Genomic DNA, 25,034 nt, shown 5'->3' on the forward strand with positions numbered 1-25,034 from the left:
AACCGGGGCGATAATAAACGGATGACTCCAGAGACGCCGCGCCCCCGCCCCACTTCGCTATTCGATTTGTTCCTATCGTTCACCATTTTGGCCTTGCAGGGCTTCGGCGGCGTGCTGGCGGTCGTGCAGCGCGAGATGGTCGAGCGCAAGCGCTGGCTGACGCAGGAAGAGTTTGTCGAGGACTGGGCCGTCGCCCAGATCATGCCGGGTCCCAACGTCGTCAACCTGTCGCTGATGATCGGCAGCCGCTACTACGGCCTGCGTGGCGCCATGACGGCGCTGGCGGGCATGCTGACGGTGCCGCTGATGGTGGTGCTGTGCCTGGCGCTGCTGCACGCGCAATACGCCAACCATCCGGGCGTGGCCGGCGCGCTGCGGGGCATGGCGGCGGTGTCGGCCGGTATGATCGCCGCGACCGGCGTGAAGCTGGCCTCGGCGCTGCGCAAGCACCCGCTGCCGATGTGGCTGACCGGATTGATCGCCGTGCTGTGCGTCGGTTTTGTCGTGGTCATGCGCTTGCCGCTGGCCTACACCCTGCTGATCCTCGGCAGCATCGCCGTCACGCTGACCTACCGCACCATGAAAGCAAAGTTGCCATGAGCGCGGCGCCGATCCATATCGTTTTAAGCTTCACCGACTGGCTGAACCTGTTCGGCCACTACATGCTGTTGTCGCTGCTGTCGATCGGCGGGGCGATTTCGACCACATCGGAGATGCACCGGTTTCTGGTCGAGGAGCACCATTGGCTGACGCAATCGCAATTCAACGACTCGATCGCCATCGCCCAGGCCGCGCCGGGGCCGAACGTGCTGTTCGTCGCGTTGATGGGCTGGAACGTTGGTTTGAACGCCGGCAGCTATACGGCGGCGTTCGCCGGGGTGGTGGTGACGATGTTCGGCGTGCTGCTGCCCAGCACCACGTTGACGTATCTGGCGGCGCGCTGGGGCCATCGCAACCGCGAATTGCTGGGTGTGAGGGCGTTCAAGCAAGGCATGACGCCGGTGGTGGTGGGATTGATGGTGTCCGTGGGGATCATTCTGGGTAGCGCCAACAGCAACTGGACCACCGACTGGCCGTTGTGGCTGTTGTCGGTGGTGGCTGGCGTGATCATCTGGCGCACCAGGCTGCATTTGCTGTGGTTGCTGGGTGCGGGCGCCGCGCTGGGGTGGTACGGTTTGGTGTGACCAAGTGAGCGTTGCGCCGCAACGGTGCCACGTATGGCACGGTTTGTTATGAACCGATGGGCGTTGTGCCGCCACGAAGACACGTAGCGCGGATTAGGCGAAGCCGTAATCCGCTATCTGTGAGCCGCCGACGGAGCACGCATTGGCGGATTACGCTGCGCTAATCCGCCCTACGTGTCTCCGAGTGGTGCCAAGGCCAACGATTCCGCTTACTTGTTCTGGTAACCGCCGTAGTACTTGACGGGGCTCCACTCCGGTTGCACCTCGGGCACGGCCGGCGCCAATTGCTTGTACTCCGGCGCCGCGTACACCACCTTGCCGTTGACGATGGTCAGGCTGCTTTCCAGGTTCTTGATCTTCTCGACATCCATCGAGAAATAATCCTGCGGCAAAATCACCACGTCAGCGTACTGGCCTTTCGCCAAGGTACCCTTGAGTTTCTCTTCGCCACTCATCCACGCGCTGCCCTGCGTCATCAGCTTCAGCGCCTGATAGCGGCTCAGCACATCGCTAGGCTGCCACAGGCTCAGACCACCCGCCGTCTTGCCCGTCACCGCCCAGTAGATCGACGGCCACGGACCATAGCTGCTGACGCGCGTGCCATCCGTCCCCAAGCCAACCGGAATCTTCATCTCCAGCATCTTCTTGATCGGCGGCATCTGGCGGGTTTGCGCGCCGTACTGCTTCCAGTAAAGCTCGCCCTGGAAATACATGCGGTTCTGCACGGCGATGCCGCCGCCCAGCGCCTTCACACGGGCCAGTTGCTTGTCGCTGATGGTTTCGGCATGGTCGAAGAACCAGCGCAGTCCATTGAGCGGCGTATCCTTGTTGACCTTTTCGATCACGGCCAGATCGCGGTCGATGCTCTCGTCGTAGGTCGCGTGGATGCGGAACGGCCAGCGGTTCTTGATCAGCAGGCGCAGCACCGGCTCCAGTTCGCTCTCCATGTGCGCCGGCATCTCCGGACGCGGCTCCAGGAAGTTCTCGAAGTCGGCCGCGCTCCACACCAGGTTCTCGCCGCCCCCCTCGGTGTTGTAGCCATTGGCGTAGAACAAGTGGTCGTTCTTGTCCGGCTTGGTCTGAGTGAGCCAGCGCTGGTAGTCCTCCAGCTCCTTGCCCGGCTTTTGCGCGAACAGGTAATAGGAAGTGCGCACCGTCAACTTGCCGTTCTTGGCCAGCTCCAGGCTCACCGCATAATCGTCCGGATACGCTTGTCCGCCGCCGCCGGCATCGATGGCGCTGGTCACGCCAAGGCGGTTCAGTTCGTTGTAGTACTGCTGTGTGGAATTGATCTGCTGCTCGCGCGGCAGCACATTGGTCTTGGCCAGGGTCGTGTACAGGATCATCGCGTTCGGCTTGGCGATCAGCAGGCCGGTCGGCTTGCCGTCCGCGCCCAGTTCGACCACGCCGTCCTTGTACTTGGTGTCGGCGTTGTAGCCGAGGGTGGCGATGCCCTTCTGATTGAGGAAGCCCAGCCCGTACAGATACAGCAGGAACACCGGCTTGTCCGGCACCGCTTCGTTGATCTCCGCCAGGGTCGGCAGGCGCTTTTCCTCGAACTGGAATTCGTTCCAGCCGCCCACGACCTTGACCCAGGCACCGTCCGGCGTGCGCGCGGCCTGCTCCTTGAGCATTTGCAGCGCCTTCTTCAGCGACGTCACGCCATCCCAGCGCAGCTCGGCGTTGTAGTTCAAGCCCTCGCGGATGATATGCAGGTGGGAATCGTTAAGGCCGGGAATGACGGTCTTGCCGCCGGCGTCGATCAATTGGGTGTTGGCCGATTTGAGTTTAAGGATGTTGGCATTGCTGCCGACTGCCTCGATCTTGCCGTCCTTGATGGCGAGCGCCTGGGCGAAGGCGCCCTCTTTCGTCATCGTGGCGATCTTGCCGTTGGTGATGATCAGATCCGTGGCCGCCTGCGCCAGGGTGGACAGGCCGGCGGCGTGGATCAGGGTGACTGCCATAGCGAGCTGCTTCAATTTCATCGTACTACTCCTAAAAAATAATGGGCCGGCGCGGAACGAATACCGCGCCGGCCCACATCACAGGCCAACGAATCGAGCGAGCCCGGTTCGATTAGTCCTTGATGGCTTCGACCGCGAAGGTCAGGGTTACGTCGTCGCCGACGTTCGGTGCGTATTTGCCTGCGTTAAATTCGGTACGCTTGATGGTGGCGGTGGCGTTGGCGCCGCAAGCCAGTTTCTTCATCATCGGGTGGTCCATGCACTTGAAGCCGGTCACGGTCAGGGTGACTGGTTTGGTGACGCCTTTGACGGTCAGGTTGCCTTCGATGGTCGACGGCGCGTCGCCTTTGAAGTTGACCTTGGTCGACTTGTAGGTGATGGTCGGGAACTTGGCGGTGTCGAGGAAATCCTCGCCCTGGATGTGCTGGTCGAACAGTTTCGAGCCGGTATCGACCGATTTGGTGTCGATGGTCGCTTCCACCGAGCCGGTCTTGGCGGCGCGGTCGATCGTGATCTTGGCGCTGGTGTTGTTGAAGCGGCTCGTCTGCAGCGAGTAGCCGAAGTGGCTATACGTGAAGCTCGAGAAGGTGTGGTTGGCATCGGACGAGAACGTCTCCGGTGCGGCCACGGCGGACATCGAGATACCAGCGGCGACGAGCAGGGCAAAGATTTTTTTCATTGTAGAACTCCAGAATGTTGACATACGGATGAGAACGCGACGGGGCTGGTTTTGCCGACCCGCTAATGTTCTCGAGTGCGAACGATTATGCTCGCGACATCTAAAGTTGTAAAACGAAAAATTTACCGCGTTACTATCGATAAAATCGATCATAGCGGAGTTTGGAGGGATGCGAATCGGCCAAAAGGCGGAGGGAGGGACGGAAACACATGGAACCCGTGGAAACACGCAGGGCGGATTAGCGCAGCGTAATCCGCCATGCATGAGCCGCCAGCGACGCATACATGACCGATTACGGCGTTCCGCCTAATCCGCCCTACGTGTCTCCAGAATTACGCTGCGGCCGCCTGTGCCGCCGGATGATGCAGGATACTACTCAACAGCCGCTGCTCAAGCGCCGCGAAGGCCGCGTTTCCCCTCGCCCGTGGGCGCGGCAAATCCACCTTCAGATCCAGCGTGATGCGCCCGTCCTCGATCAGCACCACGCGATCGGCCAGGGCCAGCGCCTCCTGCACATCGTGCGTCACCAGCACCGCCGTGAACCCGCGCTGCAACCACAACGCCTCGATCAACTGCTGCATCTCGATACGCGTCAACGCATCCAGCGCCCCGAGCGGTTCATCGAGCAGCAGCAACTGCGGCTCATGCAGCAAAGCCCGCGCCAACGCCACGCGCTGCCGCTGGCCGCCCGACAGCTCCGCCGGCCAATCGTCGGCGCGTTCGGCCAGCCCCACCGTCGACAAGGTCGCCGCCGCCGCGTTCAACGATCGCGGCAACCCAAGCGCCACATTCTCCAGCACCGTCTTCCACGGCAGCAGACGCGCCTCCTGGAACATGATGCGGATGCTGGCCCCGATGGCGCCCTTGCCGATCGCGATGCTGCCCTCGTCGGCCGTCTCCAACCCGGCGATCGCCCGCAGCAAGGTGCTTTTACCGCAGCCGCTGCGCCCCACCACGGCGACAAACTCGCCCGGATGCAGCTCCAGCCGCACATCCTTCAACACCTCGCGCTCGCCGAAGGATTTGCTCAAGCCATCCAGCGCCAACGACACCCCCTGGCGCTTGGCCGGCACCGGTGGCGGCGTGCTTTGCTTGCTCGCCCTGGAAAGACCCGGGACGTCGAATAATGCGGTCGAAATGTTCATCTCATTTACTCCATCAAATCAACGGTAGGCGGGATTCCAGCGCAGAAAGCGCTTTTCCAGACCGCGCGACAGCAGGTCGGCCGCCTTGCCCAGCAACGCATATAACAGTATCCCGACCAGCACCACATCCGTTTGCAGGAACTCGCGGGCGTTCATCGTCATGTAACCGATGCCCGCTTGCGCCGAAATCGTCTCCGCCACGATCAGCAGCACCCACACGAGACCCAGCGAAAACCGCACGCCGACAAGGATCGACGGCAGCGCCGCCGGCAGGATCACGTCGCGGTACAGCGGCCAGCCGGACAGGCCATAGCTGCGCGCCATCTCGATCAGCCCCTGGTCGGCCGAGCGTATGCCGTGAAAGGTGTTCAGATACACGGGGAAGAACACGCCCACCGCCAGCAGGAACAGCTTCGCGGTTTCGTCGATGCCGAACCACAGGATCACCAGCGGTATCAGCGCCAGCGCCGGAATGTTGCGCACCATTTGCAGCGTGGTGTCGAGCAGCGTTTCGGCGCGGCGGAAGCTGCCCGTCAACAGGCCAAGGGCCAGACCCAGTCCTGCGCCGATGGCGAAGCCGCTGATGGCGCGCCACAAACTGGTGCGAAGGTGCACCCACAGTTCGCCCGATACCGCCAGCGTCCAGAAGGCCTTGGCGACAGCCCACGGCTCCGGCAGGATGCGGCTCGACAGCCAGCCCAGTTGCGAGGCGGCCTGCCAACCGGCGATCAGCAGCACCGGCAATATCCATGGCGCGAACGCGCTGCTCCGCGGCCGGCCACCAGCACCGCCGCTACTTTTACGCGCGGGTTTGCGGGTGCTCTTGACCAAAGGTTGTGGTAAGACGGCCGCCATCTCAAGCCGCCTTCTTCGGCACGATATCGCTGGCCATCACTTCGCCGAAAGGTCCGCTCAGCGACTGTTCACCCACGGCCTTGCCTTTGCCCAGCAACGGGAATACCAGCTCGGCGAAGCGGTACGACTCCTCCAGATGCGGGTAGCCGGAGAAGATGAAGGTGTCGATCCCCAGGTCGGCGTATTCCTGGATGCGCGCGACCACCGTCTCGGGATCGCCGACCAGCGCCGTGCCGGCGCCGCCGCGCACCAGGCCCACGCCGGCCCACAGGTTGGGCGAGACTTCCAGTTTGTCGCGGCGGCCGCCGTGCAGGGCGGCCATGCGCTGCTGCCCCACCGAATCCATTTTGCCGAACGCCGCCTGCGCCTTGGCGATGATGTCGTCGTCCAGATGGCTGATCAGTTCATCGGCGGCGCGCCACGCGGCTTCGTTGGTCTCGCGGACGATCACGTGCAGGCGGATGCCGAACTTCACGGTGCGGCCATGCTTGGCGGCGCGCGCGCGGATGTCGGCGATCTTCTCGGCGACGGCGGCCGGCGGTTCGCCCCAGGTCAGGTAGACGTCCATCTGTTCGGCCGCCAGTTCATGCGCCGGCTCGGACGAGCCGCCGAAGTACAGCGGCGGATACGGCTTCTGCACCGCCGGATACAGCGTCTTGGCGCCCTTTACCTTGATATGCTTGCCCTCGAAATCGTAGCCGGCGTCGCCGCCCTCGCCCGCCAGCGACGCGCGCCAGACGCGGATGAATTCATCCGATATCTCATAGCGCTTGGCATGGTCGGCGTACAGGCCGTCGGCCTCCAACTCACCCTGGTCGCCGCCGGTGACGACGTTGATCAGCAGCCGGCCGTTCGACAAACGGTCGAAGGTGGCGGCCATGCGCACAGCCAAGCCGGGCGTGGTGAGGCCGGGCCGGATGGCGACCAGGAACTTGAGCTTTTGCGTGACGCTGATCAGCGACGATGCGACCACCCACGCGTCCTCGCAGGAGCGGCCGGTCGGCAGCAGCACGCCGTCGTAACCCAACGTGTCGGCGGCGACCGCGCACTGTTTCAGATAGTCGGCATCGACCGGACGCGCGCCCTTCGAGGTGCCCAGATAGCGGCTGTCGCCGTGGGTCGGGATAAACCAGAATATATTCAGTGACATGATGTTCCTTTATTGCGCCGCCAGCTGTTTGGCCGGCAGTTGTGCGTCCTTGACCACGATCGGTTTCGGGATCAGTTTGAGACTGGAGAAGGCGTCCGCTAGCTTCTGCTGCTGTTGCAGCACGTCGGCGGTGATCGGTTTGACGCCGTAGGCGTAGCGGGAGGCCGCTAGCGCCACCACTTCCGTATCGAGACCGGTTTGCGCCGACAGGATGGTGGCGACTTCCTTCGGATTCTTCGCGCCCCACTCGTCGACCTTGGCGATTTCCTCGAGCACGATGCGGACCACTTCCTGGTTCTTTTCCGCATACGGACGTGCCGCCAGATAGAACTGGTGGTTGGCGACCAGGCCTTTGCCGTCGGCCAGAACGCGCGCGCCAAGCTGCTTCTCGGCGGCGGCCAGGAACGGGTCCCAGATCGCCCAGGCGTCGACGCTGCCACGCTCAAAGGCGGCGCGCGCGTCGGCCGGCGGCAGGAAGACGATATCGATCTCTTTGTAGCCGACACCTGCCTTCTCCAGCGCCTTGACCAGCAGGTAGTGCACGTTGGAGCCCTTGTTCAGCGCGACCTTCTTGCCTTTCAGCTCGGCCAGGCTACGGATCTTCGAATCCTTGGGCACTACGATCGCTTCGCTGGCGGGCGACGGCGGCTCGTTGCCGACATAAACCAGGTCTGCGCCGGCCGCCTGCGCGAAGATCGGCGGCGCTTCGCCGACGGTGCCGAAATCGACGCTGCCGACATTCAGGCCTTCCAGCAGCTGCGGCCCGGCGGGGAACTCGGTCCATTTAACGGTGATGTTCTTGGTCGCCAGGCGCTGCTCCAGGGTGCCGCGCCCTTTCAGCAGGGTCAAGGTGCCGTATTTTTGATAGCCGATGCGGAGGGTCTGCGCTTCAGGCTTGGCCTGCGCCGCCGCGCTGGTCGATGCTCCAGCAGCCAGCACGCCGGCGGCGAACAACAGACCCAATGTGTAGCGGCGCGCGGCGCGCTTTCGTTCGATACTCATGAATTCTTCCTTGAAGTGACTTAACTCGCCAGGCGCACGGGTTCGGCCTGCACAACATAGCTGTCGCCGATGCGGCCACTGAGGGCATTCAAGCCGGCGGCCAAGGCTTCGACGCCGGCTTGCACGCGCCACGAAATCGCCTGGTCCAGCGCCAGCCCGGAACCTTCGACCCATACCAGTTGCTGGGAGGTGGCGTAGACGCTGGTCAGCACGTGGCGCGCGTCCAGCGCGTGCAGCACGGGCCGCAGCGCATAGTCCAGCGCCAGCATGTGCGACTGGCTACCGCCGGTCGCCAGCGGCAACACCAATTTTCCGGCCAGGCCGTCCTGCGGCAGCAGATCGAGGAATGCCTTCAGAATGCCGGTGAACGAAGCTTTATAGACCGGGGTGGCGATCACCACGGCGTCGGCGGCGGCCACCGCCGCCAGCGCGCGCTTGATCGCCAGGTCCGACGTATCGGCGTGCAGCAGCGCCTGCGGCGGCAGGTCGCGCACCTGCAACTTGCTGTAGCGATGGCCGTGCAAGGCCAGCTTTTCACCGACATGATCCAGCAAACGGCCGGTGCTCGATGTCGCCGCAGGGCTGCCGCCTAGAAGAAGAATGCTCATGCTCTGGTCCCCATTGATGTTGTGGCGACCAGAATAAATCCGCACCTTTGAAATCAAAACGAATAGTTTTACGCTTTCATATTCGGATTACGTTCCATGATTTTTCCAAATAAGGTAAATTGAATTTCTTCCACCCCATCCACACCATAGTTTCAGGATCTGAAATGGAAAGAACACTACTTCACTGGCTGGACCAAACCGATCTCGCATATCACCTGGCCGAACATCCGCCTGTGCACACAATCGAAGAGGCGCTCGCCGCCGCCCCCTCGATGCCTGGCTTGATGACCAAGAATATCTTCTCGCGCGATGGCGGCGGAAAAAGGCACTTCCTGATCATCGTGCCATTCAATAAGCGTATCGACCTGTCCGAGCTGGCGCGCGTGCTGCCATCGACGAAACTCGGCATGGCTTCGCCGGAGCGGCTAATGAAGCACCTGGGCGTCGCGCCTGGTTCGGTCAGCATCCTCGCGCTGATCAACGACAGCGAAGGCGCCGTGGAAACGGTGATCGACAAGGCGGTGTGGGACGCTCCCGCCGTCCAGGCGCATCCGCTGCGGAACACGGCCACGGTCTCCATGAGCCACGAGACACTGGAGCGGTTCCTGGAGTACACCGGTCATCTGCCGCGCATACTGGAGGTTCCAGGGCAGCTCACCTACTGAGTCGACTCATAAACAATTTTCCGCATAAGGAAAGCCGGATTTCTTCGTGTACGGCTTAAGGGCGCGGGTGCAATACTGACGGCACCGATACCCTTAAACGGACATACCATGTCTAAAGCTTTACTCAAAACGGCGGCGCATCCGGCACAGGACGCGGCACCGGACCCGCTGGACGTCGCCACCGATCTGGCGAAGCGCCTGGCGGAAACTGCCAACGCCCGCGACCAAGCCGGCGGCCATGCGGCGCAGGAGCGCGAATGGATACGCGAATCCGGCCTGCTCACGCTGTCGATCCCCACCGCCTTCGGGGGCCAAGGCGCGGATTGGCCGACGGTCTACCAGGTGATACGCATCGTGGCCCGTGCCGACAGCGCGCTGGCGCACGTCCTCGGCTTCCACTATCTGCAACTGGCGGGCGTCGATTTATACGGCACGCCGCAGCAGCAGCGCCGCTTCCTCACCCAAACCGTGGAGCAGAATCTGTTCTGGGGCAACGCGCTCAATCCGTTGGACCGCCGAACCACGGCGGTGGAAGCCGACTATGGCTACGTGCTCGATGGCGTCAAAAGCTTTTCGTCCGGCTCCGTGGGCTCCGACTGGCTCACCATCTCGGCCTGGCATGCGGAGACCGAAACCGCCTTGATCGGCGTGCTGCCGACGCGCCAGGAAGGCGTGTCCGTGCAAGCCGACTGGGATGCCTTCGGCCAGCGCCAGACCGACAGCGGCAATGTCCACTTCAAGCAGGTCGCGCTACCATCGACACAAGTGCTGCAGGCGCCGGGCCATACGCCCACAGCGCGGGCGACGTTGCGCTCGCAGATCGCGCAGCTGATCATGGCCAATCTCTATCTCGGCATCGGCGAAGGCGCCTTCGAGGCTGCACGCGCCTACACGTTGAGCGAGGCGCGGCCATGGTTCGCCTCCGGCGCGGAGTCGGCCGCCGCCGATCCGCTGATACAGCACCGCTTCGGCCAGTTGTGGCTCAAGCTGCGCCCCGCCGCTGTACTGGCCGACCATGCGGCGCGGGAATTGGACCGCTTGTTCCGGCTGGGCAGCGCGGTCACCGCCCGCCAGCGCGGCGAGCTGGCGGTCGCCGTGGCCGAGGCCAAGGTGCTGGCCCACACCGCCGGTATCGACGTCTCCAATCAGATGTTCGAGCTGACGGGCGCGCGCTCGACTTCGGCCCGCTATGGGTACGACAGATTCTGGCGCAACGTGCGTGTGCATACATTGCACGATCCGGTCGACTATAAGATCCGCGATCTCGGACGCTACGCGTTGGATGGCGCCGTGCCCGAACCAACCGCCTATTCCTGATACCGCGCAGCGTAATCGGCCATCTATGAGCCACCGGCGACGCATGCATTGGCCGATTACGGCGTTCCGCCTAATCCGCCCTACGTGATTCCTACTCACTATTGACTACCCATGACTGCTCCACTAATCAATATTACACACGCGAGCAAAACCTTCGCGCTGCCCGACGGCGGCGAGTTCCACGCCGTGCGCGACGTCTCGCTATCGGTCGACCAGGGCGACATCTTTGGCCTGATCGGCAAGAGCGGCGCCGGCAAGTCCACGCTGCTACGCCTTATCAACCTGCTTGAGCGCCCGGACCAGGGCCTGATCGAAGTCGATGGCCGCGAACTGACGTCCTTGAACAAACGCGATCTGCGCGACGCCCGCCGCAACATCGGCATGATCTTCCAGCAGTTTAATCTGCTGCAAAACGCCAGCGTGTTCGACAACGTCGCCTTCCCCTTGCGCATCCACGGCGGTCTGACGGCCGATCGCATCACCGCCCGCGTCAACCAATGCCTGGAGCTGGTCGAATTGGGCGGCAAGTCCGCCAGCTATCCGGCGCAGCTTTCCGGCGGCCAGAAACAACGCGTCGCCATCGCCCGCGCGCTGGCCAGCGGACCGGCAGTGCTGCTGTGCGACGAGCCGACTTCCGCGCTGGACGCCGAAACCACGCGCGCCCTGCTCGCCACGCTGCGCGACATCAACCACCGGCTCGGCGTCACTATCGTGATCGTTAGCCATGAGCTGTCGGTGATCGGCGAAATCTGCAACCGCGTCGCCGTCATCGAAGACGGCGCCATCGCGGAACAATTTGCGCTGGACGACGCGGCCAGCCTGACGGTTCCCCGCAAAACGGCGCTGGGACGCGAGCTTGCGCAGCATGGCGCGGCCACACTGGGCATCGCCGATGCGGCCGGCCGCAGCTTCGCCGCCCACCGGGAGGGCGCCCATGTTTGAGTCCCTCAGCTCCCTCAGCGTTTCGGCGGTCAACATCATCGCCATGCTGCCCGAAATGTGGACCGCCCTGGGCCAGACCCTGACGATGCTGGGCATCGGCCTGACGGCGGCCGTGTTGATCGGCGGTCCGCTCGGCATCCTGCTGTTCCTGGTCGCCGACGGTCAATCGCTGCAAAACCGTCCGGCCGCGCTGATGCTTGGATGGTTCGTCAACACGGTGCGCTCCTTCCCCTTCATCATCCTGCTGGTGGCGCTGGTGCCGTTCACCCGCATCATCGCCGGCACGTCGATCGGGCCGCTGGCGGCCGCCGTGCCGCTGTCGTTCGCAGCCATCCCCTACTTCGCCCGCATGGTGGAGCAGAACCTGCGCGAAGTGCCGCGTGGCGTCGTCGAAGCGGCGCACGCCATGGGCGCATCCGAACTGCAGATCGTACTGCGGGTGCTGCTGGTCGAAGCGCGCTCCGGGCTCGTTCTGGCGCTGACAGTACTGTCGATCAGCTTCCTGTCCTATTCCGCCGTGGCCGGCGTGGTGGGCGGCGGCGGTATCGGCGACCTGGCGATCCGCTATGGCTACTACCGCTTCGAGACCGACATCATGGTCGCCACCGTCGCCATCCTGATCGTCATGGTGCAGCTGATCCAGTTCACCGGCAACCGCATCGCCAAACGTATCGATAAACGCTAGAGGAAAACAATATGAAAACCCCGAATCGCCGTCAACTGCTGCTGGCAGCCCTGCTCATCGCCACCGGCGCCAATACCATCGCCAACGCCAGGGACCCGAAGGAACTGGTCATCGGCACCAGCGCGGGTCCGTACGCGGACCAGGTCAAGCTGGGCATCAAGCCTATCCTGGAAAAACAGGGCTACAAGGTCAAGCTGGTGGAGTTCAACGACTACATCCAGCCCAACTTCGCACTGGCCGAGGGTTCGCTGGACGCCAACATCTTCCAGCACATTATCTACCTGACCAAGTTCTCGACGGAGCACAAGCTGCAACTGAGCGAATTGGTGAAGGTGCCCACCGCCCCCATCGCCATCTACAGCAAAAAACACAAGACGCTCAACGATGTGAAGGAAGGCACCACCGTGGCCCTGCCGAACGACCCGACCAACCAGGCGCGCGCGCTGGTGCTGCTGGATCAACTGGGCTGGATCAAGCTGCGCGACAAATACGATCCGGTGCGCGCGTCGGAAAAGGACATCGCCACCAATATCAAGAAAATCAAGCTGATACCGTTGGAAGCTGCGCAGTTGCCGCGCTCGCTGCAAGACACCGACTATTCCTTCGTCAACGGGAACTACGCGCTGGCGTCCGGCCTGAAGCTGAAGGACGCGCTGACGACCGAGAAAATCTCGCCCAACTACGCCAATCTGGTGGCGGTGCGCACCGCCGACAAGGACAAGCAGTTCGCCAGAGACATCGCGGCCGCCTACCGCTCGCGCGAGTTCCTGGAGGTGACCAAGAAGCACTTCGCCGACTACGCCAAGACCGACTACCAACTGGCGCTGGAAGCTGGCGGCAAGCCCGCCTCCGGAAAATAATGGGCAAGCCGATACGCTTCAACGCCTTCCAGATGCACACGGTGAGCCACCAGTCGCCGGGGCTGTGGACACATCCGCGCGACAACGGCCACCGCTACACCGATCCAGACCACTGGACCGAACTGGCGCGGTTGCTGGAGGCTGGCCGCTTCGATGCGGTCTTCCTGGCCGATGTGCTGGGCGCCTACGACGTCTACCAAGGCAGCGCGGAAGCGGCCCTGCGCCACGGCGTGCAGGCGCCGCTGAACGATCCGCTGGCGCTGGTGCCGCTGATGGCGCAGGCCACCACGCACCTGGGCTTCGGCGTGACGTGCGCGCTGACGTACGAGCATCCCTACACCTTTGCGCGCCGCATCTCGACGCTCGACCACCTGACGCGCGGCCGTATCGGCTGGAACATCGTCACCGGCTACCTGGATAGCGCGGCACGCAACCTGGGGCTGAACCAGCAATTGGGCCATGACGAGCGTTACGACCTGGCGGACGAGTATATGGATGTCGTCTACAAGCTGTGGGAGAAGAGCTGGGACGACGACGCGGTGGTCAACGACAAGCAACGCGGCGTGTACGCGGAGCCGTCGCGTGTGCACCCGATCAACCACGCGGGACGGCACTACCAGGTACCGGGGTTTCATCTGTGCGAGCCATCTCCGCAGCGCACGCCGCTGCTGTACCAGGCCGGCACTTCGCCGCGCGGGACGGCGTTCGCGGCCAAGCACGCAGAGTGCACCTTCGTCAGTGGTCCCAGCAAGCAAGTGGTGAAAAAGTATGCCGACGATCTGCGGGCGGCCGTGCGCGCTGCGGGCCGCGATGGCGATGAGCTGAAAATCTACGCGCAAGCGCTGATCGTCACCGCGCCAACCGAAGCGCAGGCGCGGGCCAAGCACGAAGAGTACCGCAGGCATATCGATATCGAGGCGGCGTTGGCGCTGCTGTCCGGCTGGACCGGCGTGGATTTCGGCCGCTATCCGCTCGACGCGACCATCGAATATATCGACTCGAACGCCGGACGCTCGGCGCTGGCATCATTCAGCCAGGCGGACCCGGACCGCCAGTGGACGGTGCGCGAGGCGGCGGAGTTCATCGGCCTGGGCGGGCGGGGGCCGGTGCTGGTCGGCGATCCTGCGCAGGTGGCCGATCAACTGGAAGCATGGCAGGACGCGACGGGAATCGACGGCTTCAATCTGGCGTTCGCGGTCGCCCACGAAAGCATGCGCGACGTGGTGGAGCTGATCGTGCCGGAATTACAGCGGCGCGGGCGCTATCGCAAGGAGTACTCACCGGGCACGCTGCGCGAACAGGTGCTCGGACAAGGGGCACGACTGGCGCCAACACACGCCGGCCGGCAAGTGCGGATCGACGCGGCGCCGTTGAAATCGGCGGCCTAATCGTTGCGCATCTGCGCCTGCGAGACATTGCTGCCCGCCGGGACGCTCTGGGTGAGCCACACATTGCCGCCGATGGTGGAACCGGCGCCTATGGTGATGCGGCCCAAGATCGTCGCGCCGGCGTAGATGACCACGTCGTCCTCCACCACGGGATGGCGCGGCACGCCCTTGATCAGCATGCCCTTGTCGTCGGCCGGGAAGCGCTTGGCGCCCAGGGTCACGTGCTGATACAGACGCACGCGCTGGCCGATGATGGCCGTCTCGCCGATCACCACGCCGGTGCCGTGGTCGATGAAGAAGCTGCCGCCGATCTGCGCGCCCGGGTGGATGTCGATGCCGGTCAGCGAATGGCCGATATCCGAGATCAGGCGCGCCAGGAACGGCGATCCGAGGCGATGCAGGCTATGCGCCAGGCGGTAGTACAGGATCGCGATCGTGCCCGGATAGCACAACATGATCTCCGCCACCGACGTCGCCGCAGGGTCGCCGGAAAACGCCGCCTGCACGTCGGAGACCACCAGCGCGCGGATGGCCGGCAGGCCGGCCGCGAACTCGCGCGTGATGGCGTGCGCGCAACGCGTCAGCTTCTCCTCGTCGACGACCGCCTCCTCGCACGAAAACTGCAGACCGCGCCTAACCTGCTCGGTCAGGCGGTTCAAGGTGGTGTTGAGCGTATCGCCGACAAAATAGTCGATGCTTTCGTCGGTCAGGTTCGGCCGGCCGTAGTGCGTGGGGAATAACACCGCCGACAGGCCATTGACGATGATCGTCAACGCCTCGCGCGACGGCAGTTCCCTGACCTTGCCGTGATGGCGGATATTGTGCGTCGCCTCCCGCGAAATGCGCAGCTGCTCGACGACGCTGTCCAAGTTCCAGTGCGACGGCTTCACGCCGGTTCCGTCAAAAGTATCGATGGTCATGATGTCTCAAATATAGGAATACAAAACGAGGGCGTAATAAGCCATCTCATAGCATAGCCGCCGCGCCTTCAAATAAGAACGAAGCTTTTTGCCCTTCAATATGCGGTAATCGCATATCGCGTAAAATACCGGGTCTGACGAACAATACGCCTTTCATGAATATTTTGCTGACACTGCTGCTGGCGGGGCTGACCATGGTCGGTCCGCTGGCCATCGACACCTACCTGCCGTCCTTCCCGGCCATCGCCCAGACCTTCGACGCCAGTCCGCTGGTCATCCAGCAGACCCTGAGCATGTTCCTGTTCTGCTTCGCCTTCATGATGCTGTTCTACGGCACCCTGTCGGACTCCTTCGGCCGTCGTCCGGTGATCCTGATTTCGCTGGTGCTGTATATCGCCGCCTCGATCGGCGCGGCGATGGCGCCATCGATCGGCGTCCTGCTGGCATGCCGTGTGGTGCAGGGCCTGGCCGCCGGCGCCGGCTCGGTCGTGGGCCGCGCCATCGTCATGGATCGATTCTCCGGAGCCGAGGCGCAGAAGATCTTGGCACATATTATGATGGTGTTCGGTTTGGCCCCGGCTATCGCGCCGGTGCTGGGTGGCTGGCTGCAGGTCGGTTTCGGCTGGCGCTCGGTGTTCTGGTTCCTCGCCGCCTTCGGCATCCTGATGTTCGCCGCCGTGCAGCGCGCGCTGCCGGAAAGCCTGGCCGTCAAGGACCGCCACCCGTTCCACCTTGCACCGATCGCAAAAAACTACTGGAAGGTGCTGTGTCACCACCACTTCCTGCTGCTGTCGATCGCGGTGGGCATGTGCTTTGCCGGCGTGGCGCTGTATATCGGCTCGGCCGCCTACTTCGTCATGAACATTTTGCATTTGCCGGAAACGGCGTTCGCGTGGATGTTCGTGCCGCTGATCGGCGGCATGGTGGTGGGGTCGGCGTTGTCAGGAAAATTCGCGCATAAGTTCGCGCGCAAGACACAGGCGTGGATGGGGTTTGCCGTCATGATCGCGGCGGGCGTGATCAATGTCGCCTACAACTACTATTATGTGGCGGCGGTGCCCTGGGCGGTCATGCCGCTGTTTATCTACTCGTTCGGACTGGCGCTGGCCATGACGCCGTTGTCGATGATCGCGCTGGACTATTTCCCCAACAACAGCGGGCTGGCGTCGTCGATGCAGTCGTTTATCCAGATGCTGTTGTTCGCGCTGGTGTCGGGATTGGTGGCGCCGCTGCTGTTCGACAGCGCCTTGAAGCTGGCGTGGGGCGTGCTTGCCAGTTTGGTAGTGAGCGTGATCGCGTGGCTGCTGGCGCAAACCGGCAAACCGGTGACGCATTAGACAGGTACGCACCGCTGGACGGCAACGCATGAAACACATGGAAACACGTAGGGCGGATTAGCGAAGCGTAATCCGCCATGCACGCACGCCACGGTCACCTGATCAAGGCCACGGCGCCGGATTCAAATTCACATACTGCGCCCCGCCCTGCTCCGGCTCCCGGTCCGCCGGCAGCCCGCCCGGCGCCTGCGCCGGATTGCGCAAACCCAGTATCTCCTTGCGCGACTCGACGAAATCGGCGCTGGTCAGCGGATTTTCCTTATCCGGCCAATTCTCTTCCGCCCACCGCTGCAGTTCCTCAAATCGCTGCCAAAGTTCGTTGACGAACTGGCGGCGCGTATCTTCGTTGACCATGATTTCTCCTTGATTAAGCCTAAGTCTGCGTTCCCTGCAAGCTATCGTCGGTGCGCCCACGCACGAATATACATCCGCGGGTAGAATAGCGCCTTAAACTGCTTTAACGACCCATCAATGCGACTGACCTCTTTTACCGACTATTCGCTGCGAACGCTGCTCTTCCTCAGCGCGAACCGGGATCGCCTGGTCACCATCCAGGATATCGCCGACCTGCACGTGATCTCGAAAAACCATTTGATGAAAGTGGTCTATCAGCTGGGACAATCCGGGCTGGTTGAGACGGTCCGCGGCCGCAATGGGGGCCTGCGCCTCGGCAAGGAGCCGAAGGACATCAACATCGGCGCGCTGGTGCGGGCCACCGAGACGGATTTCTTCATGGCGGAGTGCTTCGACCGCGCCAACGATACCTGTCCGCTGACGCCCGACTGCCGCCTCAAACATACGCTCAACGACGCCACCAAGGCCTTCCTCGACGTCCTGGATAAACAGACCTTGGCCGACATGCTGCCGGCCGATCCGGCCAGCTCCAACATCAAACCGGTGCGCATCATGCGCGGCGCGGCCAGCCAGGAGTAAATCCAGCGCGGCGAAATCAAGCCGCGTCCTGCGTCAACTGCGGCAGGGACGCCATCAGATCCGAAAAACGCTGCCCCTGTATCATCACGTGATCGCGCAGCAGCCGCGCCGCCAGCTCGCCGTCGCCGGACACGATAGCCTGCACCACCCCGTCATGCTCGCGATAGGAATTGGCCAGCCGGTCTCGCACGCGCAGCTGCAGACGGCGGTAAGGCCGCAGGCGCCGGTACAGATTACGCGTCTGCTCGATCAAAAACTGGTTATGGCTGCCGGCGTAGATCGCCTCGTGGAACACTTCGTTCTTGTAGTAGTAATCATCCGGCTCGTGCGCCTGCATCGCCGCCTGGCAGGCCTCGTGGGCCGCCAGCAAAGCCTTCTGCTCCTCCGGTGTCATGCGCCGCGCCGCCAGCCGGCCGCAGGTCGACTCCAGTTCCGACATCACCTCGAACATCTCCACCAGCTGCCGCGGCCCCAATTCGGCGACGATGGCGCCGCGCCGTGGCCGGATCACCACCAGCCCCATTGAGGCCAGTTGTATCAGCGTTTCGCGGATCGGCGTACGCGAGACGCCGAAGCGCGTCGCCAGTTCGGTTTCGTCCAGATGCTGGCCGGGCTTGAACACGCCGACCGCGATCATTTCTTCTATTTGTTCACGCAGGCTTGCGGAATGGTTAGTCATGGGTTTGCGATGCCTTCCGAAATACAGGCTTCATTATAAATGCGATTTTGACCTTGACAATGTATCCACGGTGAACGATCTTGTATACATAAAAAAGAAGATTGCATATCGTATGCAATAAAGATAATATTTCTAGACATCAATTTCTTGGAGGAATGTATGACCACTTTTACCCGCAGGGCCGTACTCGCCGCACTGGCCACAAGCCCGTTGTTGTTTCAACCAGCATGGGCGCAGACGAAGACGCTCAAAATCTCCCACCAGTTCCCGGGCGGGACGATCAACGAAGGCGACTTCCGCGACCGCATGACCCGCATGTTCGCGGCAGAAGTGGAAAAACGCTCCAAGGGCGGCCTGAAATTCGAGATCTATCCGGGTTCCTCGCTGATGAAGACCAACGCCCAGTTCTCGGCCATGCGCAAGGGCGCGCTCGATCTGTCGCTGGTGCCGCTGTCGTACGCCGGCGGCGAAGTCCCGGAGGTGAACATCGGCCTGATGCCGGGGCTGGTGACGTCGTACGAACAGGCGTACAGCTGGAAGAACGCCGAAGTGGGCAAGGAACTCAGTCGCATCCTCTATGAAAAAGGCATCGTGCTGGTGAGCTGGATCTGGCAGGCCGGCGGCGTCGCCTCGCGCACCAAGCCGGTGGTCGATCCGGACGACGCCAAGGGCATGAAGATACGCGGCGGCTCGCGCGAAATGGACCTGATCCTCAAGGCCGCCGGCGCCGCCGTGGTGTCGCTGCCGTCCAACGAAATCTACGCCGCCATGCAGACCGGCGCGATGGAAGCGGCGCTGACCTCCTCCACCTCGCTGATCTCGTTCCGCCTCGAAGAAGTGTCGAAGGCACTGACCACGGGCCGCAACGGCGCCTACTGGTTCATGTTCGAGCCGCTGATGATGTCGCGCGCGATCTTCGACAAGCTGCCGAAGGACCAGCAGCAACTGATCCTGACCGTCGGCGCCGAGCTGGAAGCGTTCGCCCTGAAATCGGCCAAGGCCGACGACATCCAGGTGGCCGCCGTGTACCAGAAGGTCGGCGCCAAGGTGGTCGACCTGAATCCGGCCGTGGTGAAAAAATGGCAGGCCATCGCCCGCACCACCGCCTGGAAGGACTATGGAGAGAAGAACGATAACTGCGCCAAACTGCTGAAACTGGCGGAGCAGACGCTATGAGCCATGGGGTTGAACTGGAGCCGGGGCGCGGCCCCGCGCCACCCGACAACGCCGTCGTAGCGGCGGCAACCGCGCTGCTCGACCGGGTCAATCGCGCGCTGCTGTTCGTGTCGATGATCGCGCTGGTGCTCACCGCCTTCGTGCTGACCTATTCGGTGGTGTCGCGTTACTTCTTCAACTCGCCCACCGACTGGCAGGACGAGGCCTCGGTGTTCATGCTGGTCGGCGTGACGTTCTTCTGCACGGCCTTCGTGCAGTCGCATCGCGGCCATATCGGCATCGAGGCGGTGGCCTCGCTGCTGCCGCGAGGCGTCAACGCGGCGCGCCTGCTGTTCGTCGACCTGGTCTCGGCGCTGTTCTGTGCCTTCTTCTCGTGGAAATCGTGGGCGCTGTTCCACGAAGCCTGGGTCGATGGCCAGACCACGTCGTCGACCTTCGCGCCGCCGCTGTGGATACCGTACTCGATGATGGCGGCCGGCATGACCCTGCTGACCCTCCAGATCGTGCTGCAAACGCTGGCAAGAATGACCAATAAACCAACAGTGGAGCGTGCGGCATGAGCGAACTGACTCTGGGCGCGCTGTATGGCGCCGTCACCCTGGTGGTGATGTTTTCGGGGATGCCGATCGCCTTCGCCCTCGGCGTGGTGGCGACGGGCTTCATGTACTTCTTCATGCCCTCCTCCTCGCTCGACACGATCACGCAGAACGTCTACGAGGAGATGGCGTCGATCACGCTGCTGTCGATCCCCCTGTTCATCCTGAAGGGCGCGGCCATCGGCAAATCACCGGCCGGCAAGGACCTGTACTCCGCCATCCACACGTGGATGCACAAGGTTCCCGGCGGCCTGGGTATCGCCAACGTGTTCGCCTGCGCGCTGTTCGCCGCCATGGCCGGTTCGTCGCCGGCCACCTGCTCGGCCATCGGCTCGGCGGGCATACCGGAGATGCGCAAGCGCGGCTACTCGCCCGGTTTCGCGGCCGGCATCATCGCCGCCGGCGGCACGCTGGGCATCCTGCTGCCGCCGTCGATCACGATGATCCTGTACGCGGTCGCCGCCGAGCAGTCGCTGGGCCGCCTGTTCCTGGCCGGTATCGGCCCCGGCATCCTGCTGGTCGCGCTGTTCGCCGGCTATGCCGTCTACCGCGCGCAGAAGGAATACAAGATGGCGCTGGCCATCTACCAGAACGGCGGCGAAAAGTCGCCCTACCTGGAGGACGAGCACTTCACGTTGAAGCAAAAAGTGGAAATGCTGCCGCGCGTGCTGCCGTTCATCGTGCTGCTGATCGGCGTGATGGTCGCGCTCTACGGCGGCTTCGCCACCCCGTCCGAGACGGCGGGCCTGGGCGCGCTGCTGGCGCTGGTGCTGCTGGCCGTGATCTACGGCGTCTGGAAGCCCAAGGACCTGTCGCCCATCCTCAGCTCATCGATCAAGGAATCGACGATGCTATTGCTGATCATCGGGATGTCGCTGCTGTACTCCTACGTGATGAGCTATCTGCATATCAGCCAGTCGGCAGCCAACTGGGTGGTCAGCCTGCACCTGTCGAAATGGCTGCTGCTGACGGTGATTTTGCTGATGGTGGTCGTATTCGGCTTCTTCCTGCCGCCGGTTTCGATTATCCTGATGACCGCGCCGATCATCCTGCCGCCGTTGAAGGACGCCGGTTTCGACCTGATCTGGTTTGGCGTGGTGATGACCGTGGTGATGGAAATGGGCTTGATCCATCCGCCGGTGGGGCTCAATATATTCGTTATCAAGAACATCGCCCCGGACATACCGCTCAAGGATGTGATCTGGGGCGTGTTCCCCTTCCTGGTGCTGATGTTCGTGGCGGTGATCTTGTTATGCCTGTTCCCGTCCATCGCCACAGGCCTGCCAGACATGATTATGGGAGCAAAGTAAATGACAGTCGCCGCATGGAACACCCTGCAGCAAAACCGCGCCGCACGACTCAAGCGCGCCGGCACGGCACTGGGCACCGACCTGACGGGCAAAAGCCTGCCGGCCGCGCGCATCGCCGATCTGCTGCACGCGGTGATCGAATGCGGCGACCGCGTTTGCCTTGAAGGGAATAACCAGAAACAGGCCGACTTCCTCGGCCACGCGCTCGCGAACCTGAATCCGGAAAGGGTCAACGACCTGCACATGCTGCAGTCGGTGCTGGCGCTGCCGGAGCATCTGGATGTGTTCGAGCGCGGCGTCGCCTCCAAGCTGGACTTTTCGTTCTCCGGCCCGCAGGCGGCGCGCGTGGCGCGGCTGGCGTCGGCCGGCAAACTCAATATCGGCGCCATCCACACTTATCTGGAGCTGTTCAGCCGCTACTTCATCGACCTGCCGCCGCGCGTCTGCCTGATCGCAGCGGAGGCGGCCGACCGCCACGGCAACCTGTACACCGGTCCGAACACCGAGGACACGCCGGCCATCGTCGAGGCGACCGCCTTCAAGCAGGGCATCGTCATCGTCCAGGTCAACCGCATCGTCGACAGCGTGCCGCGGGTCGACGTGCCGGGCGACTGGGTCGATTTCGTCGTGCAGTCGCCGCGTCCCTACTATATCGAACCGCTGTTCACGCGCGATCCGGCGCAAATCTCGGAAATCCAGGTGCTGATGGCGATGATGGCCATCAAAGGCATCTACGCCGAATACGGCGTGCAGCGCCTGAACCACGGCATCGGCTTCGACACCGCCGCCATCGAACTGCTGCTGCCCACCTACGCCGAGTCGCTCGGACTGCGCGGCAAGATCGGCAAGCACTGGGCGCTCAACCCGCACCCGGCGCTGATTCCGGCGATCGAGGCGGGCTTCGTGCAATCGGTGCACTCGTTCGGCTCGGAGCTGGGCATGGAGGACTACATCCACGCGCGGCCCGACGTCTTCGCCATCGGCCCGGACGGCACCATGCGCAGCAACCGCGCCATGTGCCAGGCCGCCGGCCACTACGCCTGCGACATGTTCATCGGCTCGACGCTGCAAATCGATTTGCAGGGCAATTCGTCGACGGCGACGGCGGGCCGCATCTCCGGCTTCGGCGGCGCCTCCAACATGGGCGCGGACGCGCGCGGACGGCGCCACGCCAGTCCGGCGTGGCTGAAGGCGGGCCAGCAGGCCCGTGAAGGCCGCAACACCATACCGCGCGGCCAGAAGCTGGTGGTGCAGATGGTGGAGACCTTCCGCGAACATATGCAGCCGGCCTTCGTCGAAAAGCTCGACGCCTGGGAGTTGATGGAACAAGCCAAAATGGCGATTCCGCCTGTGATGATCTACGGCGACGACGTCACCCACATCCTGACCGAGGAAGGCATCGCCAACCTGCTGCTGTGCCGCACCGACGAGGAACGCGAGCAGGCGATACGCGGCGTGGCCGGCTACACACCGGTCGGACTGGGACGCGACGCGCGCATGGTGGAAAACCTGCGCGATCGTGGCATCATCCAGCGTGCGGAGGACCTCGGCGTCGACAAGCGCCTGGCCACGCGCGACCTGCTGGCCGCCCGCAATATGAAAGACCTGGTGCGCGCATCGGGCGGTTTGTACCAGCCGCCCAAGCGTTTCCGCAACTGGTAGAGGAGCAGATATGGAAACCCTGAACTACCGATTCGAGCAAGGAACCCGCCGCCTCAAGACCGACCCGCAAGTGGTCGGCGTGGTCGGTTCCGGCAATCTGGAAGTGCTGATCGAGCCTGCGGCGCTCGATGGCGCCTGCACCATCGAAATCACCACGGCGGCGGTTGGCTTCGGCCCGATCTGGCAGGCCGTGATGAACGACTTCCACGCGCGCTGGCTGCTGGCCGATACCCGCATTTCGATCAACGACATGGGCGCGACGCCGGCCGTCGTCAGCCTGCGGCTCGACCAGGCCGTGCAAACCATGCTGGGAGACGCATCGTGACCACCGCCTCGACCCCCGACATGAATCCAATCCGCGCCGTCAGCTATCAGGAAGCGACCGCGCGCGAGCGCCTCCACCAGTTGTTCGATCCGGGCAGCTTCGAGGAATTCCTGCCGCCGTCCAAACGCGTCATCAGCCCGCACCTGGGTCAGCTCAACGCGCCGGTGGCCTTCGACGACGGCGTTGCCGTCGGCCGCGCCTCGCTGGGCGGCGTGCCGGTCTACACGGCCGCGCAGGAAGGTGGCTTCATGGGCGGCGCCGTGGGCGAGGTCCATGGCGCCAAACTGGTCGGTTTGCTGCGCCGGGCCGTCGCCGACAAGGTCGCGGCGGTTGTGCTGCTGGTGGAATCGGGCGGCGTGCGCCTGCACGAGGCCAACGCCGGCCTGATCGCGGTGTCGGAAGTGATGCGCGCCCTGCTCGACGCGCGCGCCGCCGGCGTGCCGGTGATCGTGCTGGTGGGCGGCTCCAACGGCGCCTTCGGCGGCATGGGCATCGTCTCGCGCTGCGCCAACGTGGTGGTGATGTCGGAGGAAGGCCGGCTGGCGATGTCCGGTCCGGAAGTGATCGAAACCGCCAACGGTGTCGAGGAATTCGATTCGCGCGACCGCGCGCTGGTCTGGCGCAGCACCGGCGGCAAACACCGCTACTTGATGGGCGACTGCCAGCGCATCGTCGCCGATGACATCGCGGCCTTCCGCGCCGCCGCGCGGGAAGCGTTGGCGGAATATGCGAGCCAGCCGGCGGAATTGTCGCTGGAAGCGCTGGAAGCGGAGCAGCACATGCTGACCGAGCGCATCGCCAGCTTCGGCGCCCTGCCCGATCCGGTCGACATCTGGACCGCGATGCGGATACCCGACGCGGCCAACGTGCCGATGCTGGAGGTGGACAGTTTTATCGCGGTGGCCGCAACGCACCGCATGGGAGCCTGATATGGACTGGAAAAAACTGGCGGATACGCTGTTCCCGCAAGGTCACTCGATCATCGAGAAAGACGATTTCCTCTGCGGCAGCGGCCAAGTCGATGGTGAGATGGTGAAGGTGATCGGCACCACCGGCCACACGCCCATCGGCGTGGAGATCGCGCTGGCGCAGGCGCGCGGAATTTTGCACACCGTGCGTGAATTCCCCGGCAAGCCGATCCTGATGCTGATCGATACGCAGGGCCAGCGTTTGCGTCATCGGGACGAAATGTTGGGCATCAACAGCTATATGGCCCACCTGGGCAAGTGCGTGGACCTGGCGCGGCGCAAGGGCCACAAGATCATCGGTTTGGTCTACGACCAAGCCTTATCGGGTGGTTTCATCACCAGCGGCCTGATGGCCGACTCCTGCTACGCCCTGCCCGACGCCACCATCCGCGTCATGGGGCTGCCGGCGATGGCGCGCATCACCAAGGTGCCGGAGGAACGCCTGACGGAACTTGCGCAAAGCAATCCCGTGTTCGCCCCCGGGCCGGAAAACTATCTGCGCATGGGCGGCTTGCAGGCGATCTGGGAAGGCGATCTCGCGGCGCAACTGAGGGCGGCGTTGGCGGAACCCACCACCGGCGACCAGCGCAGCGCGCTGGGACTCGAACGCGGTGGACGACGGCTGGCGCAGCCGGTGATCGAAGCCGTCATGACGGACAGCGATGTACGCGCCACCTGAGAAAA

General features: G+C 63.4%; 27 protein-coding genes. 17 read left to right on the forward strand and 10 right to left on the reverse strand.

The genetic code is table 11. The features are described from left to right. The first annotated feature begins 21 nt into the window (after positions 1-21). Together AC07P1_RS19430 and AC07P1_RS19435 are read left to right on the forward strand one after the other, a co-directional pair. On the forward strand, positions 22-600 hold the full coding sequence (locus tag AC07P1_RS19430) for a chromate transporter (RefSeq protein WP_494697354.1): 579 nt from the start codon (positions 22-24) through the stop codon (positions 598-600). Then, complete coding sequence (locus tag AC07P1_RS19435; RefSeq protein WP_494697355.1) at positions 597-1,184, forward strand: chromate transporter; 588 nt, start codon at positions 597-599, stop codon at positions 1,182-1,184. The genes AC07P1_RS19430 and AC07P1_RS19435 overlap by 4 nt, the downstream gene beginning before the upstream one ends. 209 nt (positions 1,185-1,393) lie before the next feature. Here AC07P1_RS19435 and AC07P1_RS19440 read toward each other — a convergent pair whose 3' ends face one another. The 7 genes from AC07P1_RS19440 to ssuE form a co-directional block, all read right to left on the reverse strand. Further along, positions 1,394-3,148 carry an amidohydrolase gene (locus AC07P1_RS19440; protein WP_494697356.1) on the reverse strand — a complete coding sequence of 585 codons (1,755 nt, stop codon included), beginning with the start codon at positions 3,146-3,148 and terminating at the stop codon, positions 1,394-1,396. Between the two features lie 112 nt (positions 3,149-3,260). Beyond that, positions 3,261-3,827 carry a YceI family protein gene (locus AC07P1_RS19445; RefSeq protein WP_494697357.1) on the reverse strand — a complete coding sequence of 189 codons (567 nt, stop codon included), beginning with the start codon at positions 3,825-3,827 and terminating at the stop codon, positions 3,261-3,263. Between the two features lie 332 nt (positions 3,828-4,159). Continuing rightward, entirely contained in the window at positions 4,160-4,972 is an 813-nt protein-coding gene (locus AC07P1_RS19450) for an ATP-binding cassette domain-containing protein (protein ID WP_494697358.1), read from the reverse strand. Between the two features lie 18 nt (positions 4,973-4,990). Then, positions 4,991-5,827, reverse strand: a complete 837-nt coding sequence (gene ssuC / locus AC07P1_RS19455) for an aliphatic sulfonate ABC transporter permease SsuC (protein ID WP_494697359.1) — start codon at positions 5,825-5,827, stop codon at positions 4,991-4,993. A gap of 1 nt (position 5,828) precedes the next feature. Further along, positions 5,829-6,971 (reverse strand): FMNH2-dependent alkanesulfonate monooxygenase, encoded by a 1,143-nt coding sequence (gene ssuD, locus AC07P1_RS19460; protein ID WP_471708907.1) that lies wholly within the window; start codon positions 6,969-6,971, stop codon positions 5,829-5,831. A 15-nt stretch (positions 6,972-6,986) separates the two neighbouring features. After that, on the reverse strand, positions 6,987-7,979 hold the full coding sequence (locus tag AC07P1_RS19465) for a sulfonate ABC transporter substrate-binding protein (protein WP_494697360.1): 993 nt from the start codon (positions 7,977-7,979) through the stop codon (positions 6,987-6,989). A gap of 20 nt (positions 7,980-7,999) precedes the next feature. Then, complete coding sequence (ssuE, locus tag AC07P1_RS19470; protein ID WP_494697361.1) at positions 8,000-8,587, reverse strand: NADPH-dependent FMN reductase; 588 nt, start codon at positions 8,585-8,587, stop codon at positions 8,000-8,002. Positions 8,588-8,820: 233 nt separating this feature from the next. On the opposite strand from ssuE, the gene AC07P1_RS19475 reads away from it, so the two are divergent. The 6 genes from AC07P1_RS19475 to AC07P1_RS19500 all read left to right on the forward strand — a co-directional run bounded on the left by AC07P1_RS19475 (position 8,821) and on the right by AC07P1_RS19500 (position 14,444). Then, entirely contained in the window at positions 8,821-9,252 is a 432-nt protein-coding gene (locus tag AC07P1_RS19475) for a prolyl-tRNA synthetase associated domain-containing protein (protein ID WP_494697362.1), read from the forward strand. Positions 9,253-9,360: 108 nt separating this feature from the next. Continuing rightward, positions 9,361-10,569, forward strand: a complete 1,209-nt coding sequence (locus AC07P1_RS19480) for an acyl-CoA dehydrogenase family protein (RefSeq protein WP_494697363.1) — start codon at positions 9,361-9,363, stop codon at positions 10,567-10,569. Between the two features lie 111 nt (positions 10,570-10,680). Next, positions 10,681-11,511 (forward strand): methionine ABC transporter ATP-binding protein, encoded by an 831-nt coding sequence (locus AC07P1_RS19485; protein ID WP_494697364.1) that lies wholly within the window; start codon positions 10,681-10,683, stop codon positions 11,509-11,511. Then, entirely contained in the window at positions 11,504-12,196 is a 693-nt protein-coding gene (locus tag AC07P1_RS19490; protein WP_494697365.1) for a methionine ABC transporter permease, read from the forward strand. Before AC07P1_RS19485 ends, AC07P1_RS19490 begins: the two co-directional genes overlap by 8 nt. Positions 12,197-12,207: 11 nt before the next feature. Further along, the gene (locus AC07P1_RS19495; protein WP_494697366.1) at positions 12,208-13,056 is read left to right on the forward strand and encodes a MetQ/NlpA family ABC transporter substrate-binding protein; all 849 of its coding nucleotides are present in this window, start codon (positions 12,208-12,210) and stop codon (positions 13,054-13,056) included. Next, positions 13,056-14,444 carry an LLM class flavin-dependent oxidoreductase gene (locus tag AC07P1_RS19500; protein ID WP_494697367.1) on the forward strand — a complete coding sequence of 463 codons (1,389 nt, stop codon included), beginning with the start codon at positions 13,056-13,058 and terminating at the stop codon, positions 14,442-14,444. Before AC07P1_RS19495 ends, AC07P1_RS19500 begins: the two co-directional genes overlap by 1 nt. On the opposite strand, the gene epsC is transcribed toward AC07P1_RS19500, so the two are convergent. Further along, complete coding sequence (gene epsC / locus AC07P1_RS19505; RefSeq protein WP_494697368.1) at positions 14,441-15,364, reverse strand: serine O-acetyltransferase EpsC; 924 nt, start codon at positions 15,362-15,364, stop codon at positions 14,441-14,443. The two genes, AC07P1_RS19500 and epsC, sit on opposite strands and share 4 nt — an antisense overlap. A 155-nt stretch (positions 15,365-15,519) precedes the next feature. Between epsC and AC07P1_RS19510 the strand changes: the two genes are divergently transcribed. Then, entirely contained in the window at positions 15,520-16,701 is a 1,182-nt protein-coding gene (locus tag AC07P1_RS19510) for a multidrug effflux MFS transporter (protein ID WP_494697369.1), read from the forward strand. Positions 16,702-16,803: 102 nt separating this feature from the next. On the opposite strand, the gene AC07P1_RS19515 is transcribed toward AC07P1_RS19510, so the two are convergent. Further along, the gene (locus AC07P1_RS19515) at positions 16,804-17,055 is read right to left on the reverse strand and encodes a hypothetical protein (RefSeq protein ID WP_363500593.1); all 252 of its coding nucleotides are present in this window, start codon (positions 17,053-17,055) and stop codon (positions 16,804-16,806) included. Positions 17,056-17,172: 117 nt separating this feature from the next. On the opposite strand from AC07P1_RS19515, the gene AC07P1_RS19520 reads away from it, so the two are divergent. Further along, positions 17,173-17,634, forward strand: a complete 462-nt coding sequence (locus AC07P1_RS19520; RefSeq protein WP_363500590.1) for an RrF2 family transcriptional regulator — start codon at positions 17,173-17,175, stop codon at positions 17,632-17,634. A 16-nt stretch (positions 17,635-17,650) separates the two neighbouring features. Here AC07P1_RS19520 and AC07P1_RS19525 read toward each other — a convergent pair whose 3' ends face one another. Next, entirely contained in the window at positions 17,651-18,313 is a 663-nt protein-coding gene (locus AC07P1_RS19525; RefSeq protein WP_494697370.1) for a GntR family transcriptional regulator, read from the reverse strand. A 159-nt stretch (positions 18,314-18,472) separates the two neighbouring features. Here AC07P1_RS19525 and AC07P1_RS19530 point away from each other — a divergent pair, with 159 nt between their 5' ends. The 7 genes from AC07P1_RS19530 to mdcE are packed head-to-tail and all read left to right on the forward strand — an operon-like array spanning position 18,473 to position 25,029. Continuing rightward, positions 18,473-19,489, forward strand: a complete 1,017-nt coding sequence (locus AC07P1_RS19530; protein WP_494697371.1) for a TRAP transporter substrate-binding protein — start codon at positions 18,473-18,475, stop codon at positions 19,487-19,489. Beyond that, a complete protein-coding gene (locus AC07P1_RS19535; RefSeq protein ID WP_494697372.1) occupies positions 19,486-20,049 on the forward strand; it encodes a TRAP transporter small permease in 564 nt (187 codons plus the stop codon). Before AC07P1_RS19530 ends, AC07P1_RS19535 begins: the two co-directional genes overlap by 4 nt. Continuing rightward, positions 20,046-21,395, forward strand: coding sequence for a TRAP transporter large permease (locus AC07P1_RS19540; RefSeq protein WP_494697373.1), 1,350 nt, complete (start codon positions 20,046-20,048; stop codon positions 21,393-21,395). Before AC07P1_RS19535 ends, AC07P1_RS19540 begins: the two co-directional genes overlap by 4 nt. After that, a complete protein-coding gene (mdcA, locus tag AC07P1_RS19545) occupies positions 21,396-23,057 on the forward strand; it encodes a malonate decarboxylase subunit alpha (protein WP_494697374.1) in 1,662 nt (553 codons plus the stop codon). A 10-nt stretch (positions 23,058-23,067) separates the two neighbouring features. After that, on the forward strand, positions 23,068-23,382 hold the full coding sequence (gene mdcC, locus AC07P1_RS19550) for a malonate decarboxylase acyl carrier protein (protein WP_494697375.1): 315 nt from the start codon (positions 23,068-23,070) through the stop codon (positions 23,380-23,382). A 20-nt stretch (positions 23,383-23,402) separates the two neighbouring features. Continuing rightward, positions 23,403-24,311, forward strand: coding sequence for a biotin-independent malonate decarboxylase subunit beta (locus AC07P1_RS19555; RefSeq protein ID WP_494697628.1), 909 nt, complete (start codon positions 23,403-23,405; stop codon positions 24,309-24,311). Position 24,312: 1 nt separating this feature from the next. Further along, a complete protein-coding gene (mdcE, locus tag AC07P1_RS19560; protein ID WP_494697376.1) occupies positions 24,313-25,029 on the forward strand; it encodes a biotin-independent malonate decarboxylase subunit gamma in 717 nt (238 codons plus the stop codon). Positions 25,030-25,034: the final 5 nt, after the last annotated feature.

Source organism: Duganella sp. GW821-FHT07F09 (assembly GCF_059418705.1).

Excerpts from the sequence above, each read along its gene's own strand:
- AC07P1_RS19440 (WP_494697356.1), bottom strand. The coding sequence starts at position 3,148 with ATGGCAGTCACCCTGATCCACGCCGCCGGCCTGTCCACCCTGGCGCAG.
- AC07P1_RS19555 (WP_494697628.1), top strand. The coding sequence starts at position 23,403 with ATGAATCCAATCCGCGCCGTCAGCTATCAGGAAGCGACCGCGCGCGAG.
- ssuC (WP_494697359.1), bottom strand. The coding sequence starts at position 5,827 with ATGGCGGCCGTCTTACCACAACCTTTGGTCAAGAGCACCCGCAAACCC.
- AC07P1_RS19435 (WP_494697355.1), top strand. The coding sequence starts at position 597 with ATGAGCGCGGCGCCGATCCATATCGTTTTAAGCTTCACCGACTGGCTG.
- AC07P1_RS19445 (WP_494697357.1), bottom strand. The coding sequence starts at position 3,827 with ATGAAAAAAATCTTTGCCCTGCTCGTCGCCGCTGGTATCTCGATGTCC.
- AC07P1_RS19495 (WP_494697366.1), top strand. The coding sequence starts at position 12,208 with ATGAAAACCCCGAATCGCCGTCAACTGCTGCTGGCAGCCCTGCTCATC.
- epsC (WP_494697368.1), bottom strand. The coding sequence starts at position 15,364 with ATGACCATCGATACTTTTGACGGAACCGGCGTGAAGCCGTCGCACTGG.
- mdcA (WP_494697374.1), top strand. The coding sequence starts at position 21,396 with ATGACAGTCGCCGCATGGAACACCCTGCAGCAAAACCGCGCCGCACGA.
- AC07P1_RS19540 (WP_494697373.1), top strand. The coding sequence starts at position 20,046 with ATGAGCGAACTGACTCTGGGCGCGCTGTATGGCGCCGTCACCCTGGTG.
- ssuE (WP_494697361.1), bottom strand. The coding sequence starts at position 8,587 with ATGAGCATTCTTCTTCTAGGCGGCAGCCCTGCGGCGACATCGAGCACC.
- AC07P1_RS19450 (WP_494697358.1), bottom strand. The coding sequence starts at position 4,972 with ATGAACATTTCGACCGCATTATTCGACGTCCCGGGTCTTTCCAGGGCG.
- AC07P1_RS19515 (WP_363500593.1), bottom strand. The coding sequence starts at position 17,055 with ATGGTCAACGAAGATACGCGCCGCCAGTTCGTCAACGAACTTTGGCAG.
- AC07P1_RS19520 (WP_363500590.1), top strand. The coding sequence starts at position 17,173 with ATGCGACTGACCTCTTTTACCGACTATTCGCTGCGAACGCTGCTCTTC.
- AC07P1_RS19510 (WP_494697369.1), top strand. The coding sequence starts at position 15,520 with ATGAATATTTTGCTGACACTGCTGCTGGCGGGGCTGACCATGGTCGGT.
- AC07P1_RS19525 (WP_494697370.1), bottom strand. The coding sequence starts at position 18,313 with ATGACTAACCATTCCGCAAGCCTGCGTGAACAAATAGAAGAAATGATC.
- AC07P1_RS19535 (WP_494697372.1), top strand. The coding sequence starts at position 19,486 with ATGAGCCATGGGGTTGAACTGGAGCCGGGGCGCGGCCCCGCGCCACCC.
- mdcE (WP_494697376.1), top strand. The coding sequence starts at position 24,313 with ATGGACTGGAAAAAACTGGCGGATACGCTGTTCCCGCAAGGTCACTCG.
- AC07P1_RS19480 (WP_494697363.1), top strand. The coding sequence starts at position 9,361 with ATGTCTAAAGCTTTACTCAAAACGGCGGCGCATCCGGCACAGGACGCG.
- AC07P1_RS19465 (WP_494697360.1), bottom strand. The coding sequence starts at position 7,979 with ATGAGTATCGAACGAAAGCGCGCCGCGCGCCGCTACACATTGGGTCTG.
- AC07P1_RS19485 (WP_494697364.1), top strand. The coding sequence starts at position 10,681 with ATGACTGCTCCACTAATCAATATTACACACGCGAGCAAAACCTTCGCG.
- AC07P1_RS19490 (WP_494697365.1), top strand. The coding sequence starts at position 11,504 with ATGTTTGAGTCCCTCAGCTCCCTCAGCGTTTCGGCGGTCAACATCATC.
- AC07P1_RS19500 (WP_494697367.1), top strand. The coding sequence starts at position 13,056 with ATGGGCAAGCCGATACGCTTCAACGCCTTCCAGATGCACACGGTGAGC.
- AC07P1_RS19430 (WP_494697354.1), top strand. The coding sequence starts at position 22 with ATGACTCCAGAGACGCCGCGCCCCCGCCCCACTTCGCTATTCGATTTG.
- mdcC (WP_494697375.1), top strand. The coding sequence starts at position 23,068 with ATGGAAACCCTGAACTACCGATTCGAGCAAGGAACCCGCCGCCTCAAG.
- AC07P1_RS19530 (WP_494697371.1), top strand. The coding sequence starts at position 18,473 with ATGACCACTTTTACCCGCAGGGCCGTACTCGCCGCACTGGCCACAAGC.